The organism is Paraburkholderia diazotrophica, assembly GCF_900108945.1.
GTDB classification, from domain to species: Bacteria; Pseudomonadota; Gammaproteobacteria; order Burkholderiales; family Burkholderiaceae; genus Paraburkholderia; species Paraburkholderia diazotrophica.
Map to the genome: position 1 here is coordinate 42037 of NZ_FNYE01000046.1, position 16703 is coordinate 58739.

General features: G+C 61.9%; 17 protein-coding genes. 11 read left to right on the forward strand and 6 right to left on the reverse strand.

The window, feature by feature from the left end:
- Position 1: 1 nt before the first annotated feature.
- The 9 genes from BMW76_RS34645 to BMW76_RS34690 all read left to right on the forward strand — a co-directional run bounded on the left by BMW76_RS34645 (position 2) and on the right by BMW76_RS34690 (position 10088).
- A complete protein-coding gene (locus BMW76_RS34645; RefSeq protein ID WP_090873359.1) occupies positions 2–568 on the forward strand; it encodes a hypothetical protein in 567 nt (188 codons plus the stop codon).
- Entirely contained in the window at positions 565–1173 is a 609-nt protein-coding gene (locus BMW76_RS34650) for a hypothetical protein (protein WP_090873338.1), read from the forward strand. The genes BMW76_RS34645 and BMW76_RS34650 overlap by 4 nt, the downstream gene beginning before the upstream one ends.
- Entirely contained in the window at positions 1170–3515 is a 2346-nt protein-coding gene (locus BMW76_RS34655; protein ID WP_090873339.1) for a type IV pilus secretin PilQ, read from the forward strand. Before BMW76_RS34650 ends, BMW76_RS34655 begins: the two co-directional genes overlap by 4 nt.
- Positions 3516–3518: 3 nt before the next feature.
- Positions 3519–4064 carry a type II secretion system protein gene (locus tag BMW76_RS34660; protein ID WP_090873340.1) on the forward strand — a complete coding sequence of 182 codons (546 nt, stop codon included), beginning with the start codon at positions 3519–3521 and terminating at the stop codon, positions 4062–4064.
- 22 nt (positions 4065–4086) lie between these two features.
- A complete protein-coding gene (locus BMW76_RS34665; RefSeq protein ID WP_090873341.1) occupies positions 4087–4479 on the forward strand; it encodes a type II secretion system protein in 393 nt (130 codons plus the stop codon).
- Positions 4476–5099: a type II secretion system protein gene (locus BMW76_RS34670; protein ID WP_090873342.1), complete on the forward strand. Its 624-nt coding sequence runs from the start codon at positions 4476–4478 to the stop codon at positions 5097–5099. The genes BMW76_RS34665 and BMW76_RS34670 overlap by 4 nt, the downstream gene beginning before the upstream one ends.
- Before the next feature lie 290 nt (positions 5100–5389).
- On the forward strand, positions 5390–6775 hold the full coding sequence (locus tag BMW76_RS34675; protein ID WP_090873343.1) for a sigma-54 dependent transcriptional regulator: 1386 nt from the start codon (positions 5390–5392) through the stop codon (positions 6773–6775).
- A 616-nt stretch (positions 6776–7391) separates the two neighbouring features.
- On the forward strand, positions 7392–8435 hold the full coding sequence (locus tag BMW76_RS34680; RefSeq protein ID WP_090873344.1) for a glycosyltransferase family 2 protein: 1044 nt from the start codon (positions 7392–7394) through the stop codon (positions 8433–8435).
- 624 nt (positions 8436–9059) lie between these two features.
- Entirely contained in the window at positions 9060–10088 is a 1029-nt protein-coding gene (locus tag BMW76_RS34690; RefSeq protein WP_090873346.1) for a Gfo/Idh/MocA family protein, read from the forward strand.
- Positions 10089–10121: 33 nt separating this feature from the next.
- Here the strand turns inward: BMW76_RS34690 and BMW76_RS34695 are convergent, their stop codons facing one another.
- Genes BMW76_RS34695 through tauA form a run of 3 tightly spaced genes read right to left on the reverse strand, consistent with a single transcriptional unit; the run spans position 10122 to position 12827 of the window.
- Positions 10122–10982 carry an ABC transporter permease subunit gene (locus BMW76_RS34695; RefSeq protein ID WP_090873347.1) on the reverse strand — a complete coding sequence of 287 codons (861 nt, stop codon included), beginning with the start codon at positions 10980–10982 and terminating at the stop codon, positions 10122–10124.
- A 1-nt stretch (position 10983) separates the two neighbouring features.
- Complete coding sequence (locus tag BMW76_RS34700; protein ID WP_090873348.1) at positions 10984–11766, reverse strand: taurine ABC transporter ATP-binding protein; 783 nt, start codon at positions 11764–11766, stop codon at positions 10984–10986.
- A 50-nt stretch (positions 11767–11816) separates the two neighbouring features.
- Complete coding sequence (tauA, locus tag BMW76_RS34705) at positions 11817–12827, reverse strand: taurine ABC transporter substrate-binding protein (protein ID WP_090873349.1); 1011 nt, start codon at positions 12825–12827, stop codon at positions 11817–11819.
- Between the two features lie 262 nt (positions 12828–13089).
- Here tauA and BMW76_RS34710 point away from each other — a divergent pair, with 262 nt between their 5' ends.
- Positions 13090–13650: a carboxymuconolactone decarboxylase family protein gene (locus BMW76_RS34710; protein ID WP_090873350.1), complete on the forward strand. Its 561-nt coding sequence runs from the start codon at positions 13090–13092 to the stop codon at positions 13648–13650.
- Between the two features lie 37 nt (positions 13651–13687).
- Complete coding sequence (locus tag BMW76_RS34715) at positions 13688–14533, forward strand: helix-turn-helix domain-containing protein (protein ID WP_090873351.1); 846 nt, start codon at positions 13688–13690, stop codon at positions 14531–14533.
- A gap of 23 nt (positions 14534–14556) precedes the next feature.
- Here BMW76_RS34715 and BMW76_RS34720 read toward each other — a convergent pair whose 3' ends face one another.
- From BMW76_RS34720 to gspG, 3 genes are all read right to left on the reverse strand, one after another.
- Positions 14557–15273: a GNAT family N-acetyltransferase gene (locus BMW76_RS34720; protein ID WP_090873352.1), complete on the reverse strand. Its 717-nt coding sequence runs from the start codon at positions 15271–15273 to the stop codon at positions 14557–14559.
- A 92-nt stretch (positions 15274–15365) separates the two neighbouring features.
- The gene (locus BMW76_RS34725) at positions 15366–15659 is read right to left on the reverse strand and encodes a muconolactone Delta-isomerase family protein (RefSeq protein ID WP_090873353.1); all 294 of its coding nucleotides are present in this window, start codon (positions 15657–15659) and stop codon (positions 15366–15368) included.
- Between the two features lie 741 nt (positions 15660–16400).
- On the reverse strand, positions 16401–16703 hold a 303-nt coding region (gene gspG / locus BMW76_RS34730), incomplete at its 5' end, for a type II secretion system major pseudopilin GspG (RefSeq protein WP_090873354.1).

Below are 16703 nucleotides of genomic sequence, written 5' to 3' on the forward strand. Positions count from 1 at the left end.
CATGAACGCCGACTCCGTGCGCGAGCGCCTTCTTACGTTGCGCTTCGAGCTGGTGCGCCGCTTCGGCGTGCCGGGACTCGCGGGCGTCGTGTTGCTGTGCGCGGCGGCCATCGTCGCGAATGGCGCGATGCGCATGCAAGCGGGCACGCGCGATCTGTCGAACGAAGTGAGCCCGGCGCGAGCCGCGAAGAAAGCCGACGTTGCCGGCGATGCGCGCGCGTCCGCCGATGCAGCGATGCTGGAGACCTTGCCCGAGCTCTTTCCGCGCTTCGCCCATAGCGCGGACGACATTGCCGCGATACTCGCGCGTGCCGGCGAAAACAATCTGACCGTCGGTTCCGCCGAATATCTCGTCGTCGCCGACTCGGGCGGACGGTATGTCCGCTATCAGATGCTGCTGCCCGTCAAGGATCAGTACGGCGCGATCCGGCGTTTTCTCGCATCGGTGCTGAACAACCTGCCGAACGCGGCCTTGCGCGAGATACACGTCGAGCGGCCCGCTGTCGACGGCAGTGTGCTCGATGCGCGCGTCCGGTTCGAACTCGTCTACGGGACGGCGCGGCCATGAACCCGAACTTCGTTCGCCGCGGCGTGCTCGGACTGTGCCTGATCGCAACGATCGCGCTTTCGGTGAAGGAGTGGCGGGCGTCGCAGGGTTCGGCGGCGATGGCGGCCGTGAATCCCGCGCGTCATCGAGCAACGCTGCCGCCTGCGTCTGCGCGAGATGCGGCGAAAGAGCGCTGGACGAAAGCGCCGGGGAAAACGACGAACGCTGCAAGCACGGTCGCGCCATCCGCATCGCATGCAGCGGATACGTCGAGCGAAAAACTCGCGGCATTGCGCAAGCCCATGTCGCTCGAATCGCGCAACAACCCGTTTGCCGCATCGTCGTGGCTGCCGCCGCCGCCACGCGTGGTGCAGGCGCCGCCCGAGCCTCCTCCGCCGCCGACTGCACCGCCCGTGCCTTTTGTATACCTCGGCAAGCTGGATGGATCGACGCTCAAGCCGCGCGTATTCCTGAGCAGCGGCGACCAGTTGCTGATCGTGTCGCAGGGCGAAATCGTCGATGGACAGTATCGCGTCGAGTCGATTTCCGACGGCGATATCGTGCTGACCTATCTGCCGCTGAATCAGAAGCAGGTGATCTCCATACCAGGGGAAGGAAAACAATGACAGCCGCACGCAGCCGCGATGAGAGCCGCAACGGGGACAGCGGCTCGCCGACGCGCTATCCGCCCGACCCAGCGTCCCCTGCGCGCCGTTCGCGAGGCGTGCCTCACGTGAAGCGGCAGGCCGCGTGCATCGCGCTGGCCGTGCTGGCGCTCGGTGGCTGCGTGACGCCGCCCGCGACGCGCCAGAACGATCCCACCAACGCGCAATTGCAGATCGACTATCTGCACGACCGCGACGGGCGTGTGAATGCGCTGCTCGACGACGCGGAAGCGTACCGCGCGAGCTATCAGTACGACCTCGCTGCACAGAAGCTCGGCCAGGCTTATCAGATCGATCCGACGAGCGAACGCGGCCGCAAGATCGGCGCCGCCGTCGACCGCGACCGGCGCGATCTCACCGCGTTGCAGGAAGCCGACCGGATGATGCAGCGCGGCTCGTACGCGCTCGCGGAACAGCGCGTGCATCGCGTGCTCGCGCAGAATCCGACCAATCCGATGGCGCAGCAGATGCTCAAGGAGATTCAGGACAAGCGCAACCAGCAGCGCGCGTTGAAGGAGGAGAAGATCGCCGCGTCGTCGATCATGCGTACGCCCGTCACGCTGCAGTTCCGCGATGCGAACGTGCGCATGGTGTTCGAAGCGCTGTCGAAAACGACGGGCCTCAATGTGATTTTCGATCGCGACGTGCGCGCCGACCTGAAGACGACGATCTTCGTGACCAACGCGACGCTGCAGGACACCGTCGACATGATCCTGATGCAGAGCCAGCTCGACAAGAAACAGTTGAACGCGAATACGCTCTTCATCTATCCGGCGACACCCGCGAAAGAACTCGAATATCAGGAGCTGAAGGTGCGCACGTTCCAGCTGTCGAACGTCGATGCCAAGCAGATTCAGGGCTTGCTCAAGAGTCTGCTCAAGCTCAAGGAAGTCGTCGTCGACGAACGCGCGAACACCGTCACGATACGCGGCACGCCCGATACGATACGCGTGGCCGAGGAGATGATCGCCGCGCAGGACATCCCCGAGCCAGAGGTAATGATGGAAGTGCAGGTGCTCGAAGTCTCGCACGACCGCATGACCGACCTCGGCATTGAATGGCCGAATACGTTCACGATGGCGACGCCGGCGACGGCTAACACATGGGGCGAGCTGCATCATTTGCCCATCAACGCGCTGAACGTGAGCGGGCTGTCGGCGACGGCCAACTTCAAGCTCAGCGATACCGACGCGAACCTGCTCGCCAGTCCGCGCATCCGCGCGCGCAACAAGGAAAAGGCGCGCATCCTGATCGGCGACAAGGTGCCCGTGATCTCCAGTTCGAGCACGCCGAGCACGAGCGGACCGTCGTACACGCAGATGGTCCAGTACCTCGATGTCGGCATCAAGCTCGAAGTCGAGCCGCAGGTCTATCGGGACGGCGATGTCGGCATCAAGCTGAACCTCGAAGTGAGCAACATCACGAAGGTCATTCAGAGCGACAGCTCGCAGGCCGGGCTGACGACGCTCGCGTATCAGATCGGCACGCGCAATGCGTCGACGAGCCTGCGCCTGCGCGACGGCGAAACGCAGATTCTCGGCGGGCTGATTTCCGATCAGGACCGCGAGACGGCCGACAAGGTGCCCGGCCTCGGCCAGTTGCCCGTGCTCGGGCGGTTGTTCTCCAATCACAACGCCGATCACATCAAAACCGAGATCGTGCTGCAGATCACGCCGCATATCGTGCGTCCGCAGACAGCCGCCGATGCGGATACGCAGGAAGTGTGGTCGGGCACCGACGTCAACGTGCACGCGGACCAGTTGCGGCTCGATCCCGTCGTCGCGGAACTGGAGCCGCCCGCGCCGAGTCCCGTGATCCGCAAGCCGGGCAGCGTGGGTGGAGGCACGACAGGAGGTGCGGCCGCCACGCCGCACAGCAGCACGCAGAACCGGCCGGGGACTTCGCCGCCCGCCAGCGCGTTTGGCCAAGCGCCCGTGCAGCCGCGTACGACGCCGCCACCGCAGCCTTACGGCGGGCGCTATTCGACCTTGCCCCCGCCGCCCCCGCCGCCGGCGGGCGGTGCCGCGCCGCCCGCCAACGGAGCCGCGGCGCCTGCCGAGCAGGGCGCGGGCGAGGCGCCGGCGGGCAGCGAGAACAACGGCGGTGCGCCATCCAACGCTTACGCCGCGCCATCGAGCGCATACGCAGCACCATCGAATGCTTACGCCGCGCCCGCTGTGCAGGGCGCGCCTCCGCCTCCGCCCGCGCCTGCCGCGCCCGCGCCGCCGCCGATGCTCGTGATGCCGCCTGGCGACATGCCCAGCGACAACCCGCTGCGCTCGATCCAGAACGGCGGGTACTAGACAATGTTTCGCGTCACGCGTCCCGGCCATGTACGCCGCGCGCGTCGAGCGGCGCAGTGCGGCTTCACGCTGATCGAACTCGTGGTGACGCTCGCGCTTGTCGGCGTTCTTGCGCTTGCCATCGTGCCGTTTTCTCAACTGATCGTGCAGCGCGAAAAGGAACAGCAGTTGAGCGCGGCATTGCGCGAGATCCGCACTGCGCTCGACGCGTATAAGGAAGCGAGCGACACGGGTCTTATCGAACGCGAAGCGGATGCGTCGGGCTATCCGCCGTCGCTGATCGTGTTAGTCGATGGCGTGAAGAACGTCAAAGATCCCAAAGGCGGGCTGCTGATGTTTCTGCGCCGCGTGCCACGCGATCCTTTTTTTACGGGCGAACCGGATACGCCACCCCAAGACACCTGGAACGTGCGTGCTTTCGGCGAGGCGCCTGCGCATACCGATGACACCGACCCGTCCGCGACCAGCACGGCAGGCAAGGACGTGTTCGATGTCACGTCGAAATCGGATCGCGTCGGCATCAACGGCATTCCTTATCGACAGTGGTGAGCGGACAGTGGTGAGTGCGATCATGAAAGGCAACGCTATGCGCCGGCTTTGCGCCGGCTTCACGCTGATAGAACTCGTCGTCGTGATGGCGATCATCGGCCTCTTGCTGACCATCGCGCTGCCGCGCTACATGCATAGCATCGATCGCGGCAAAGAGCAGGTGCGCGCGCAGAATCTCGCGGTCATGCGCGATGCAATCGACAAGTACTACGGCGATAACGGCGCGTATCCCGACACGCTCGACGAACTCGTGACGCGCCACTATTTGCGCGCGATTCCCGTCGACCCCGTGAATGGCGACGACAAGTGGGCGGTCGTCGCTTCGCCGGACGACAACAAAACGGGCGTCTACGATATCTTGCCCGCAAGCGGTCCGCAGGGCGCAGCGTCGGATGCAGCGGGAGCGGGTCAATGAGCTTCATTGCCACGCACGGCCGTAACGCACGTTCGCCGGGTGCGCAAGTCGCGCGCGAACGCGGCCTCGTGATGCTGACGCTGCTGATCGCGTTGATGCTGCTTTCCATCGCGCTGATGGGCGCACTCGACGTATGGTCGTTTCAACGCAAACGGGAAACCGAACAGCAGTTGCTGTTCGTCGGCAACCAGTACCGTCTCGCGATATTGCGCTACTACCGCGCAGGACGCGCACTGCCCGCATCCGTCGACGATCTGCTCAACGACACGCGCTTTCCGCAGCCGCTGCATCATCTGCGGCGCGCGTATGCCGATCCCGTCAGCGGACAGAACGATTGGGTCTATCTGTACGAGGCGGGCAGAATAGCCGGCCTGCACAGCAGTTCGACGGACGCGCCGATCAAGCGCTCGCGTTTTCCCCGGCAGTTCGAAGACTTCGAAGGGCAGCAAGCCTATACAGGCTGGCAATTCTTCTATATGCCACCGATGCCACGCTCCAACTCCAACCTCGATACGCATTCAAGGAAGCCGAGACCAGGCTCGCTGGACGCACCATTCGATCCGATGAACGACGGCCTGACGCGTTTCACGCCGCGCAGCATGGGCACGTCGAACTGGTGATCGGCATCAAGCTCATTGAAATACGGCTTTAAGCATTCGAGCGTCGTAGAATGGAAGTCCGGATTCCATTCCGGCTTCTCATTGTGCGCACAGGAGCGCTTTGTTATGCGGTCTACCGCACATTTCTCGATCGATTTAGACGCGAGAACGCCTTCTTTCACGGAATAAGAAAAAGATCTTAAGGCGTTCTTCAGCTTCGTTAGCCGACACTTCCTTTACAGCGCATTTTCTCTTTCTTATCGAAGCGATCAGTTTTCCTTTCTAGTTCGGGCCGGCCGGAGAGGCTTCATATGGACGCGGTGACGAGAAAGCTCTATCACGTTTGCCGTGGCAAGCGCGCGCTGCCGGACGCGGTGCTGCCGCACAACGGATGGAATATCGACAGGATCGACGTCGGCGCGCGAACGAGGCATCGGACACGGCTTGCAGCAGGCGCGGGCGGACTGATCGATCTCGCGTCGATGAAATTTCCGCGTGACATGGAAGCGCTCACCGACGTGATCGCTTCACGCGATGTAGGCTGGGTCGCGGCGTTGCGGCCCGAGCAGCTCGAAGACAAGTCGATCCGCTCGCTTGTGCGCGGCCGCTGCATGAGCTACGTCACGCTGCCCACGACAGTGGACGAGCTCGGACATGCAGTAGGGCACGCGCGCGGCATGTGCTCGCTGGCGGAGCCGATAGCCGCGCATCCGTGGACGGTGATGGACGGCGAGATGATTGGTTCGTCGGACGCGATGCTCCAGCTCTTTCGCACGATCCGCAAGGTCGCGATATGCAACGCACCCGTGCTCATCCAGGGCGAGTCGGGAACGGGCAAGGAACTGACGGCGCTATCGATTCACCGCTACTCCGCGCGGCGGCATGCGCCGTTTGTCGCGATCAACTGCGGCGCAATACCTGAGCATCTCGTCATGTCCGAACTGTTCGGCTATGAGCGTGGCGCATTCACTGGCGCGAACGAGCGTAAGACGGGACGCATCGAAGCGGCGAGCGGCGGCACCGTCCTTCTCGACGAGATCGCCGATCTGCCGATGAAGAGCCAGGCGAGCCTGCTTCGGTTCTTGCAGGAACACAGCATCGAGCGGTTGGGCTGTAACGGCTCGATCGATGTCGACGTGAGAATCGTCTGCGCGACCCATGTGGACCTGAAGCAGGCGACGTTGGAGGGCCGATTCCGCGAAGACCTCTATCATCGGCTGAGCGTGCTGCAGATCGACGAGCCGCCGCTGCGCGCGCGCGGCACCGACGTCGAGCTATTGGCGCGGCATTTGCTCGATCAGCTGCGCGCAGATTCGTGCCGCCGGATTCGCGGCTTCTCCGACGATGCGATCCGCGCGATGCGCACGCATGATTGGCCCGGCAATGTCCGCGAACTGCGCAATCGCGTGTGGCGCGCTGTCGTGCTGTTCGACAATCCGGTGATTACGGCAAGCGACCTGGGTCTCGCGCATTATGTCGGCACGCGTACCGTATCGCTCGATCAGGTGCGGCGGCGTGCCGAACAGCACGCAGTCGAAAGGGCTCTGATGCGTCATCGCGGAAGAGTCGCGGACGCCGCGCGCGAGCTCGATATCTCGCGCGTCACGCTATACCGGCTGCTCGAGTCGTATGGGTTCGATATTGCGGCTTTTCTGAGCGTCATACGCGCCGATGTTCCGCTGACAACCGTGCGCTAGTTTCATGACAGTTCGCGGCGCGCTACGGTGCGCTATGGTGCGTTATGGCGCGCTTGACGCAGTGCGAAAAAGTCTCTGCCACAGCGGAGCAAGCGACAGTCCCGCACGAAAAAAACGCCATGCGACGGAATGCATTCCGATGCGAACTGCACCGCACGATGTTCGAGCACCGCGCGCACGGTGTCGCTCTTCTCGACATCATGCAATGTCACCGGTATAGGGGCACTCACTTCAGCGCCGCCTGAAAACAGGCGCAAATGTCTGACAGGAAGTCGCAAAACGTTGAGGTTCTCGATAGCCCGTCGTAAGGCCAGATGCTAATCTTAATTAGCTATGACTCACGCGTTTCCGATCGGCCTATGCGCTTCGTGGGCGGTTTGTTTTGCGCCGTCACGGAAGGGACATATGACATGTCCTGTACTACCTCGGTCCGGTAGACGCACCGCATCGGAGGCAGTCGAGCGGACGTATCTGGCTCGTCATCGCCATTTCGCTCGCTGAACGTTCCTTTACCGATCTGGCATTCGCAGCGGGCTTGCTCCCGCAAGGCGGCCGCTAACGTTGCGCCGCTTTACGCTGCCGCCACATCTTTGAACCCTGCTTCAGGACCGAGACCATGAGCTTAACGGGTGAACACACGACTTCAAGGAGCCCTCCACGCGAATTCGACCGCATCGAAGAGCGCGGCACGGATCGCTCGATCATTCCTGCGCCGGTGCCTCTTCCTGCTGTCTCTGTCATCATGGCCAACTTCAATGGAGAGAACTGGATCGGAGAAGCCATCGAGTCGGTCCAGAGACAGAGTCTTGCAGACTGGGAGCTCATCGTTGTGGACGATGCATCGACTGACGCAAGCGTGGAGATCGTACGCGCCGCTGCCGATAACGACCCACGTATCGTTCTGCTGACCTCATCGTCCAACGCGGGGCCGTCGGTTGCGCGCAATCGCGCGCTGACCTGCGCGCGGGGACGCTGGATCACAATCCTCGACAGTGACGACGCGTTCGCGGAAGGACGCCTCGCGTCGCTGCTTGCGAGGGCGGAGGCAGACGGCGAAGGGATAGCAGCGGACGACTTGCTGATCATGAACGAGAGCGGCTCGCTCACGGGACACTCGCTACTCGACCTTAAAACCGCCACGACTTTCGATGCGGTCGCGCTTGTCAACGCGCCGCACCTCGGCTATCTCCAGCCCATGATCAAGGCCGAGCTTTTAGGCGATCTTCGTTATGACGCGCGGGTCCGCTCTGCGGAAGACTTCGATCTTCTATTGCGCGTGCTGGTGAAACACGATGCGCGTATGGTTGTTTATCCGGCCATGGGTTATCACTATCGGCGACGCGACGGTTCGCTCTCCACTGACAAGTCCGCGGACCGACCAGCGCTCCTGGGCATGCTCGAAGCAAATGCACGCTTTCGCGCATCGCACGCGCTGTCCGGAAGATTAGCCGACGCATGTGCGCACCGGCACCGTTCACTCGAAACCTCGCTGCGCTGGCTCGATGTCACCGAGGCGATTCGTCAAAGGCGCTTCGCGGCAGCCCTTAGGCACACAATGGATCATCCCCGCGTTTTGAGTTGCGCGGTGCAATTCGTCAAGAAGCGCGTTTATCCTCTGGTACTCAGAAGCAATCGCCGTGTTAAGACTTTAGGCCTGTGATTAGAGAGACGCGCGCCGCAAACGGCCATTCCGTTTTGCGTGCAGCCAAGCGATCACCGTTGCGAAGTCGCGCGTCTGCGTCTCGCACCGACCACCTTTCAGCCGGCGTGCCCGCATCAGTGTTCTGATGAAGCCATGCGCCGCAATCATCGCATCGGCATTGCAGATAGCGCGTAACGGGTCGCGCTGGCGTTCCAAAAACGCCGGAGCCCGCAAGACGCAAAAGCGGATGCGGCGGTGTGCTGGAGGGCCTTCCGTTCAGGAAGTGGCACGCGTTGCAGACCTCCATTCTTGTCCTCTCTCAGAAGGTGTCGATCTGACTGCCGGCCGGTGTTCGACGCGCGCAGGTTGTCGTTGCCGGGCCAAAGTTTAGACAAAGAGGGCTTAGAAGTTAATAACGTCACCGTGTTAGTAAGTTGTCTGTCAGGGACAGGTCCGTTGCTGGCGCTGTGGCGTTGCCCGTCGTTTGATGCAGAGCCATCTGCCACTGCACGGCGCGACTCCCGTGGTTTTGGGGGCCGGCACGTGCGCCTCAAGTAAGCGCCGGGCGTACACTGGTGCAAATAGAGGTTGCAGGTGCGCGTTTATTCCAGTTCTCACGTACAGAATTCGAAAGGACACGTCATGGCAAAGGATGCAGTTGTTTGGGGAATTTTGGGCACGGCAAAAATCAACGACAAGGTTGTTGTGCCCATGCATAACGCGCCGAAATGTCGCGTAAAGGGCATTGCGTCGCGAGATCCGCAGAAGGCTCGGGAAGCCGCGGCGAAATATGGCCTGGCTGTCGCGTATGACAGTTACGAGGCACTGCTGGCAGACCCGGAAATCGACGCGGTGTATATCCCATTGCCTAATCACATTCACATGGAATGGACGATCAGGTCCGTGGAGGCGGGCAAGCACGTGCTGTGTGAAAAGCCGATCGGGCTGGATGTCCGACAGGCTGAGCGTCTGATCGCTGCGCGCGACAAGAGCGGCCGATACGTGCAGGAAGCATTTATGGTTCGCACGCATCCGCAATGGCTGAAAGTGCGAACCTTGATCGAAGAGGGCGCGATAGGCGAATTGCGGGCAGTAACGGGAGGCTTTACCTATTACAACACCGACCCGGGCAATATCCGCAATCAGAGCGAGTTTGGCGGCGGCGGTCTTCTGGATATCGGCTGTTATCCGATCACGACTTCACGTTTCATCATTGGGCGTGAGCCAAAGCAGGTGGTCGCGCTGATGGAGCGCGATCCGATATTCGAGGTGGACCGGCTCGGCTCTGTATTGATGGATTTCGACGGTGTGCAGGCAAGTTTCTTTTACGCCACGCAGATCCACAATTACCAGCGCATGCAGTTTCACGGAACCACGGGCCGGATGGAGGTCGAGATTCCGTTCAACGCACCGAATGACCGGCCGACGCGTCTGTTATTGAGCGAGCGCTCAAGTACAGGCGTCGATACGCAACGCTGGCTGGAACTACCGGTGTGCGATCAATATGGCGTGGCAGCCGCAGTGTTCGCAGAAGCAATATTGACCGGAGGTCCACAGGCTATTCCGCTCGAAGACGCGCGCTCGAATATGCGAGTGATCGATGCCGTTTTCCGTTCGGCCCAGTCGGGCTGTTGGGTGAGCATTGAGGACAGTCAAAGCTCGTTTGAATAAGCGCGGTCCCCACGCCCCTCGATAACCATCTTCTCAGTTCTCCGCGTGCCACGGAGTGAGCTTGCGTTGCAGCCACCGCAGTCCCAGTTCCAGGACCAAAGCAATAGCGCCGATCACCAGAATCCCGGCAATCACGACATCCGTGACGAGAAAGCGGGAGGCGGAATAGACCATGAAGCCGAGCCCGCGCGTTGCGGCAATCAGTTCGGCGGCGACGAGCGTCGACCATCCGGCGCCGAGCGCGATTCGCAAGCCCGTCAGTATTTCGGGCATCGCGCTTGGCAACACCACGTGGACGAGCAGCTTGAAGCGCGTTGCGCCGAGCGATGCAGCGGCGAGCAAGCGGCTCTTTGCGACGCGGCTGGCGCCTGACGCCGTCGCGATCGTCAGCGGCGCGAAGATGGTCAGATAGATGAGCAGTACCTTCGACAGCTCGCCGATACCAAACCAGATCACCATCAACGGCAGATACGCGAGCGGCGGAACGGGGCGATAGAACTCGATCACCGGGTCGAGCGCGCCGCGCGCTATCTTGCTGGTCGCGATTGCAAGTCCGGCGGGGATGGCCGTGACCAGCGCGAGCACGAACGCCAGCGCGATACGGGAGAGGCTGGCCGCCAGATGCTGCGTGAGCGTCGCGTCATCGAAGCCATCGGTCCATAGCTGGCCCAGCTTGCGGACGATTGCTTCGGGCGTCGGCAGCAGTACAGGAGGAAACCATTGGAGGTGGCTCGCGAGCCACCACACCGAGAGAAGCGCCAGCACGGTAATCAACGTTGCAGCATGTCCGCGATCGATGCGGCCGATGCGGATTCGTGCACGTGTGGACGTGAGCGCGGCCTGATCGGCAATGTTCGACGGTGGACCTGCGTGAGTGTTCTTGAGCGATGACATGTCAAGCCTCCTGCGTCTCGCGCACGAGCTGATCGAGCAGTTGCATGTGGATCGCCGTGAACTGCGGGTCCATGCGAATGGAACGGATCGGCTCGCCAGCTGCGTAACGCCGCGCGAAATCGAGCCGATGCCGCTGCACGACCCGTCCAGGACGAGGCGAGAGAATCAGCAGTTCGGTGGCGAGCAACACGGCCTCCTCGATGCTGTGAGTGATCAGAAACACGCCCTTGCCCGTTGCTTGCCATACGTCGAGCAGCAGTGTCTGCATGTGTTCGCGCGTCAACGCATCGAGTGCGCCGAGTGGCTCGTCCATCAGCAGGAACGACGGATCGGCGGCGAGCGCGCGTGCCAGTCCCACGCGTTGACGCATGCCGCCTGAGATCTCGTTGATCCTGTGATGCTCGAACCCATCGAGCTTCACGAGCCGCAAAACTTCTGCAGCGCGCGCATTACGCGCTGTGCGGCCGACGCCGCGCATGCGCAGTCCAAAGCCGACGTTGTCCAGCACATTCAGCCACGGCATCAATGCATCGTCCTGGAACACGACGCCGCGATTCGCGTCGGGTCCGTGCACGGGCTTGCCGTCGCTCGTGACGCTGCCGGATGTCGGCGCCTGAAAGCCGGCGAGCAACGACAGCAGTGTGCTCTTGCCGCAACCGGATGCGCCGAGCGCGACGACGATTTCTCCGCTGCGCACCGACAGGGATGCGTCCTGCAACGCGGTCAGCGGGCCGCGCGCCGTTTCATAGACGACGGTGGCGTCATGTGCGCTCAGTTCAGCCATGGTTTGCGTGCTGTTCTATCTTGTCAAAGAGTTCGGGCATTGCGATACCGTTACTTCGACGTAGCAGCCGTTGTCACGAAGCGCGTCGTGACGGCTGCACTGTAGTCAGGCAGTATCTGGTCGATTTTCTTTTGCTCCTGAAGAAAGCGCGCCGTTGCTGCCACGGCTTTTGCCGTGCCTCCGCCAAGCAGCGTCGGCGCTGCCTGTTCGGATGCAGTCGGATAGACATTGCCTGCGAGCAGTTGCGGTACGTCCGATGTATTTGCGCCGCTGAGCTTTGAAATGGCTACGACCTGCGTCGAGCCCGAAGTCCATGTCTTGCCGTTTGCCCGATAGTCCGAAATGGCGTTCAACGTTACGGACACAAACTTCGCGACGAATCCCGGATGTGCCTGCGCAAAGTCCTTGCGCACGGCCCAAAGATCGAACGTCGGTGCGCCCCACTTTCCGACTTCCGTCGAATCGACGAGGACGTGGCCCGATTCCTTGGCCTTGCCGAGCGCAGGATCCCACGTATAGGCCGCGTCGATGTCGGCACGCGCCCACGCCGCGATGATTTCGGTGGGTCCGAGATTGACGATGCGCACCTGATCGGGCTTGATGCCCCAGTGCTTCAACGCCGCGAGCAGGCTGTAATGGCTGGTCGATACAAAGGGCGTTGCGATTGTTTTGCCGATGAGATCCTGCGGCTTGTCGATATGCGCGCCATTGCGCGCGACGAGTGCTTCCGAGCCGCCCGTCAACGCATTCAGCACGACCGCTTCAATCGGCACGCCGCGGCTCACGGCGGCCGAGAAGGGACTTGAGCCGACATCGCCGATCTGGATATCGCCGGAAGCGAGTGCGGCTACGATGTCCGCGCCCGTATCGAAGCGCCGCCAGTTGATCGTCCAGCCCGTTGCTTTCTCATACGCTGCGCTGGCCTGGGCGAGCTTCGCAGGATCGGCGCCGTACTGATAGGCGATATTGACGGTGTCTGCGCGTGCCGCAGTGCCGTGGATGAGCCATGTTGCCAGCACTGCGTTTGCAGCGATAGCCTGGACGAAACGTTTAATGTTCATGGAAGATTTCTGTTCAGTTGGAGATGGAAGCAGGTTAGCGCGTGGAGAGCCGCCTGCTAACCAATGAATCATCAGTTGCATATACGGCTTGAAGCATTGCTGCGCATGTCGTGCGACGCGTGCGGTGGCTCTATTGCGCGTTCGCTTCTTTGCAAATGCCGTGCGGCGATTACATCCGATGTAATTGGTGTGCCGCGCAACGTTCTCTACTCTTTGGCTGTCGCGCTACGAATCTGGTGGCGCTCACCGTCAAGGAGATACCATGTCCACCCGCTATCCCGTTCATACGATGGAATCGGCGCCTGCACAATCGAAACCCGTGCTCCGGCAACTGCAAGAGGCTTTTGGTCTGATCCCGAATATTGCGGCCGCAATGGCCACATCGCCGGTATTGGTCAACGGGTTCATCGGCCTGTTCGAGCGCGTGCATGCAAGCAGTTTGACGGAGCCGCAAATCCAGACGTTGCTGCTGACCAACGCGGTCACGAACGTCAGCGAGTGGCCCGTCGCGTTTCACACCGCACTCGCATTGAAACAGGGCGTACGCCCCGCCGATGTCGATGCGATCCGGCAACGCGAGCTGCCTGATGACGCCCGACTCGCCGCGCTGTCGATGCTCGCGCGTACGTTGATCGAAAAGCGTGGCCGCCTTGCCGATGCGGACCAGCGGCGTTTCTTCGAAGCCGGGTTCAGCGCCGAGCAACTGCTTGAAGTCATCGCGGTGGTTGCCGCATCGACGATCACGAACTACGTCGCGAGCGTGACCCGGCCGGCACTCGAAGCATCGTTCGAGGCGTTCGCCTGGCGTGCGCCCGTCGCGTGAGTTCGCTATAGTCGTCCGCGTTGATCGGGGAAATCGAATGAATGTCACCAGTCGCGACCGGAAAGCGCCGCCCGGCGAACTTGGCAGCTTGTTGCGCTATTGGCGCGATGTACGTGGCGTGAGTCAGCTCGATCTGTCGCTCGATGCGGGTGTCTCGCAGCGGCAGATCAGCTTCATTGAAAGCGGGCGCAGCGTGCCAGGCCGGGAGACCTTGCTGACGCTCGCGCAAACGCTCGATGTGCCGCTGCGCGAGCGCAATGCACTGCTGCTCGCGGCTGGCTATGCACCCCTGTATTCGGAGGCGCCGTGGAACGCGCAGGAGATGCGCAGCGTCATCCGCGCGCTCGAGCGGGTCGTTCGCCAGCACGAACCGTTTCCCGCGATCGCGATGGACGGGCACTGGAACGTCCTGATGACCAACGATGCGGCGCCACGCTTTTTCAACTGCTTCATCGATATGGCTTCGCGCGAAGGTCCGCGCAACATGTTGCATCTGATGTTCGATCGGCAGGGGATGCGTCCGTTCCTGGCCGACTGGGACACCGTTTCGCGCAGCCTGTTGCAGCGGGTGTACCGGGAATCGGTGGGTCGGGTGATCGACGACGATACCGCGCGTCTGCTCGATGAACTGCTCGCCTATCCCGACGTACCGCGCGACTGGAAGAGCTGGCACGCGCCCGCCACTGCGCCTGCGATGCCCATGATTCCGCTCGGCTTCGTCAAAGACGGCATCGTGCTTCGATATTTCTCGATGATCACAAGCGTTGGCGCACCGCAAAACGTTGCCGCGCAGGAGCTGCGCCTCGAATGCATGTTCCCTGTCGACGATGCAACAGAAGCGCGCCATCACGCGATGCTCGCAGCGCATTCATCGAAACGCTGAGCGGATTGCAAAGGTCCGCTCCGCTAGCTTTGCGCGCGATCGAGCCCGGTGAGATGCATCTCACGCCTGTCGACAAAGCCCAGCGTGCGATAGAGCGAAATCGCGGTCCGGTTCGATGTGAAGACGTGCAGAAAGGGCGTCTCGCCGCGCGCGGTGATGGTTGAGATCAGCAGTTTCATCAGGCCGGCAGCATGGCCACGCCCGCGAAACGCCTCGTCCACGCAGACAGCGCTGATCTCCGTGAACCCGTCGAGCGTCATGCGCTCGCCCGCCATCGCGACCAGTTCGTCCTGCGTGCGAACGCCAAAATAAGATCCGAGTTCGATGGTGCGCGGACCAAACGGGCCGGGCCTGGTCGCGGCGGTCAGCGCGAGCATCTCGGGAACATCGGCAACGGCCAGTCTCACGTGCTGAAATTCATCCTGTCGATCGAGCCTGCCTTGCCAGATCATCTGCAGCAAGACGGCCCGCCTTATGACGGAGAAGCCGGGCGGAGGAACGATGTCGTCCGTCGTGACCAAAGTGACGGGGCCTTGCGCCTCAACGAGAGAACGCAAAGCCGCAAACGATTCCGCACTGGAGTCGGCCGTCGCGGCATAGGGCGCGACGTCGGACGGATAGCGGATCGCCCCGCCATCGCCGAGTGCAAAGCGTTTATGCGTCGCGACGAGCGCGTTCCAGACCACATCGTCGAGAGGATGGATTCCGCTCGCTTTCCTTTTTGCTTCGGCTTCAGACATCGCTTTCTCCATCGAGGTGTGGGGCAGCGCTTCTGGTTGATCTTCCCGTCGCTCTTCCAGGCGTTTGATAACGTCGACGCTGCCCCAAGCACTTAGTTCTTCTGAATCAGGCGGCCCAACGGCGCGAGGGGTCCGACAGGCGTCAATTCGAACGTCATGAAGCCGCCTTCCGTCAGCGGCAGTTCGTTCACTGTCGCCTTCGCTTCATCGATCGACTCGATGTCCATCAGAAAGAACACGCCGGGGCGGTCCTGGCGAAACCAGAACTGCTCGATCTTTCCGTCGAGATAGAGCTGAAGCGTATGGGGGACTTCCTTCGCCATGAGCTGCGGCTGTTGTTCCGGAGTGGGCGGGGTGGTGATCGTTCCGGCAGCAAAAACTTTCACAGTGATCTCCTTTCAATGTTCCGTTGCGATGCGCAACGGTGATCACTCTAGCTTTCGGGTCCGGAAAACGATATCGTCGCAAATGACAACTTCGGGGTCATTTACGCCATGCGTGACGTGCGGCCACAACGGGCAAAGACTCGTGCGGTAGAGGCGGCCGATGGACCGTTCATATACCGCGATTCGGTGCAGCCAGGCCTCGCTCGTACGCGTCGGCTTCTTCCATCAGCCACGCTTCGAACGCCATCAGTTGTGGCGACCTTGAACTGACGAGTGGGGCATGCGAGGTAGTAGGCGCCGGGCGTGGTCACTTGCAGGTCGAATGGCGCGATGAGCTTTCCGCTCGTCAGATCGTCTTCGATTGACGCGCGCACCGCTATCACCACGCCGAATCTTCCTGCATGAGGGCGGAACGCTCGGCGTCGCGATGTTCATCGGCGCGGCGATGCTCGTGATGATCGTCGCGGTAGGCGCGTTCGGGCCGCGCACGCGCAATCGACGTCTGGAGGATCTGTCGCGCTGAGCCGGCGAATCAGCCAGATACGCGGACAAATTCGCGATCAGTGCGATAACGATCCGGGGCAACGCGACGCGCAAGCGCCGATATTTGACAGGCGCGGCGACGCATGACGGATGATGCGTCCGTTGGCGATCCGGCAACGCGTGACCACGAGCCGTGGCGTCGTGCCCCGTGTGCGCAGTCGCGCACGTTGCCCTGTGAGCAAAAGAAACAAACGACGCCTACTGCCACGAACCGACGTCGGCATCGTTGCCTTCGCCGCCCGGCTTGCCGTCCGCGCCGTAGCTGAACACGTCGATCTCGCCATGCACGCCCGGATTCAGGTACTGATACGTGTTGCCCCACGGATCGTTCGGCAGACGCTCGAGATAGCCGCCGTCCTTCCAGTTGTTCGGGATCGGGTCCGTGGTCGGTTTTTCGATCAGCGCGCGCAGGCCCTGCTCCTGGGTCGGATAGCGGCCATTGTCGAGCCGGTACAGCTTGAGCGACTGCATGACGGTGCCGATGTCCTGCTTGGCGGCCAC

Coding starts and splice junctions, on each gene's coding strand:
- BMW76_RS34645 (WP_090873359.1), top strand. CDS start 2: ATGAACGCCGACTCCGTGCGCGAGCGCCTTCTTACGTTGCGCTTCGAG.
- BMW76_RS34650 (WP_090873338.1), top strand. CDS start 565: ATGAACCCGAACTTCGTTCGCCGCGGCGTGCTCGGACTGTGCCTGATC.
- BMW76_RS34655 (WP_090873339.1), top strand. CDS start 1,170: ATGACAGCCGCACGCAGCCGCGATGAGAGCCGCAACGGGGACAGCGGC.
- BMW76_RS34660 (WP_090873340.1), top strand. CDS start 3,519: ATGTTTCGCGTCACGCGTCCCGGCCATGTACGCCGCGCGCGTCGAGCG.
- BMW76_RS34665 (WP_090873341.1), top strand. CDS start 4,087: ATGAAAGGCAACGCTATGCGCCGGCTTTGCGCCGGCTTCACGCTGATA.
- BMW76_RS34670 (WP_090873342.1), top strand. CDS start 4,476: ATGAGCTTCATTGCCACGCACGGCCGTAACGCACGTTCGCCGGGTGCG.
- BMW76_RS34675 (WP_090873343.1), top strand. CDS start 5,390: ATGGACGCGGTGACGAGAAAGCTCTATCACGTTTGCCGTGGCAAGCGC.
- BMW76_RS34680 (WP_090873344.1), top strand. CDS start 7,392: ATGAGCTTAACGGGTGAACACACGACTTCAAGGAGCCCTCCACGCGAA.
- BMW76_RS34690 (WP_090873346.1), top strand. CDS start 9,060: ATGGCAAAGGATGCAGTTGTTTGGGGAATTTTGGGCACGGCAAAAATC.
- BMW76_RS34695 (WP_090873347.1), bottom strand. CDS start 10,982: ATGTCATCGCTCAAGAACACTCACGCAGGTCCACCGTCGAACATTGCC.
- BMW76_RS34700 (WP_090873348.1), bottom strand. CDS start 11,766: ATGGCTGAACTGAGCGCACATGACGCCACCGTCGTCTATGAAACGGCG.
- tauA (WP_090873349.1), bottom strand. CDS start 12,827: ATGAACATTAAACGTTTCGTCCAGGCTATCGCTGCAAACGCAGTGCTG.
- BMW76_RS34710 (WP_090873350.1), top strand. CDS start 13,090: ATGTCCACCCGCTATCCCGTTCATACGATGGAATCGGCGCCTGCACAA.
- BMW76_RS34715 (WP_090873351.1), top strand. CDS start 13,688: ATGAATGTCACCAGTCGCGACCGGAAAGCGCCGCCCGGCGAACTTGGC.
- BMW76_RS34720 (WP_090873352.1), bottom strand. CDS start 15,273: ATGTCTGAAGCCGAAGCAAAAAGGAAAGCGAGCGGAATCCATCCTCTC.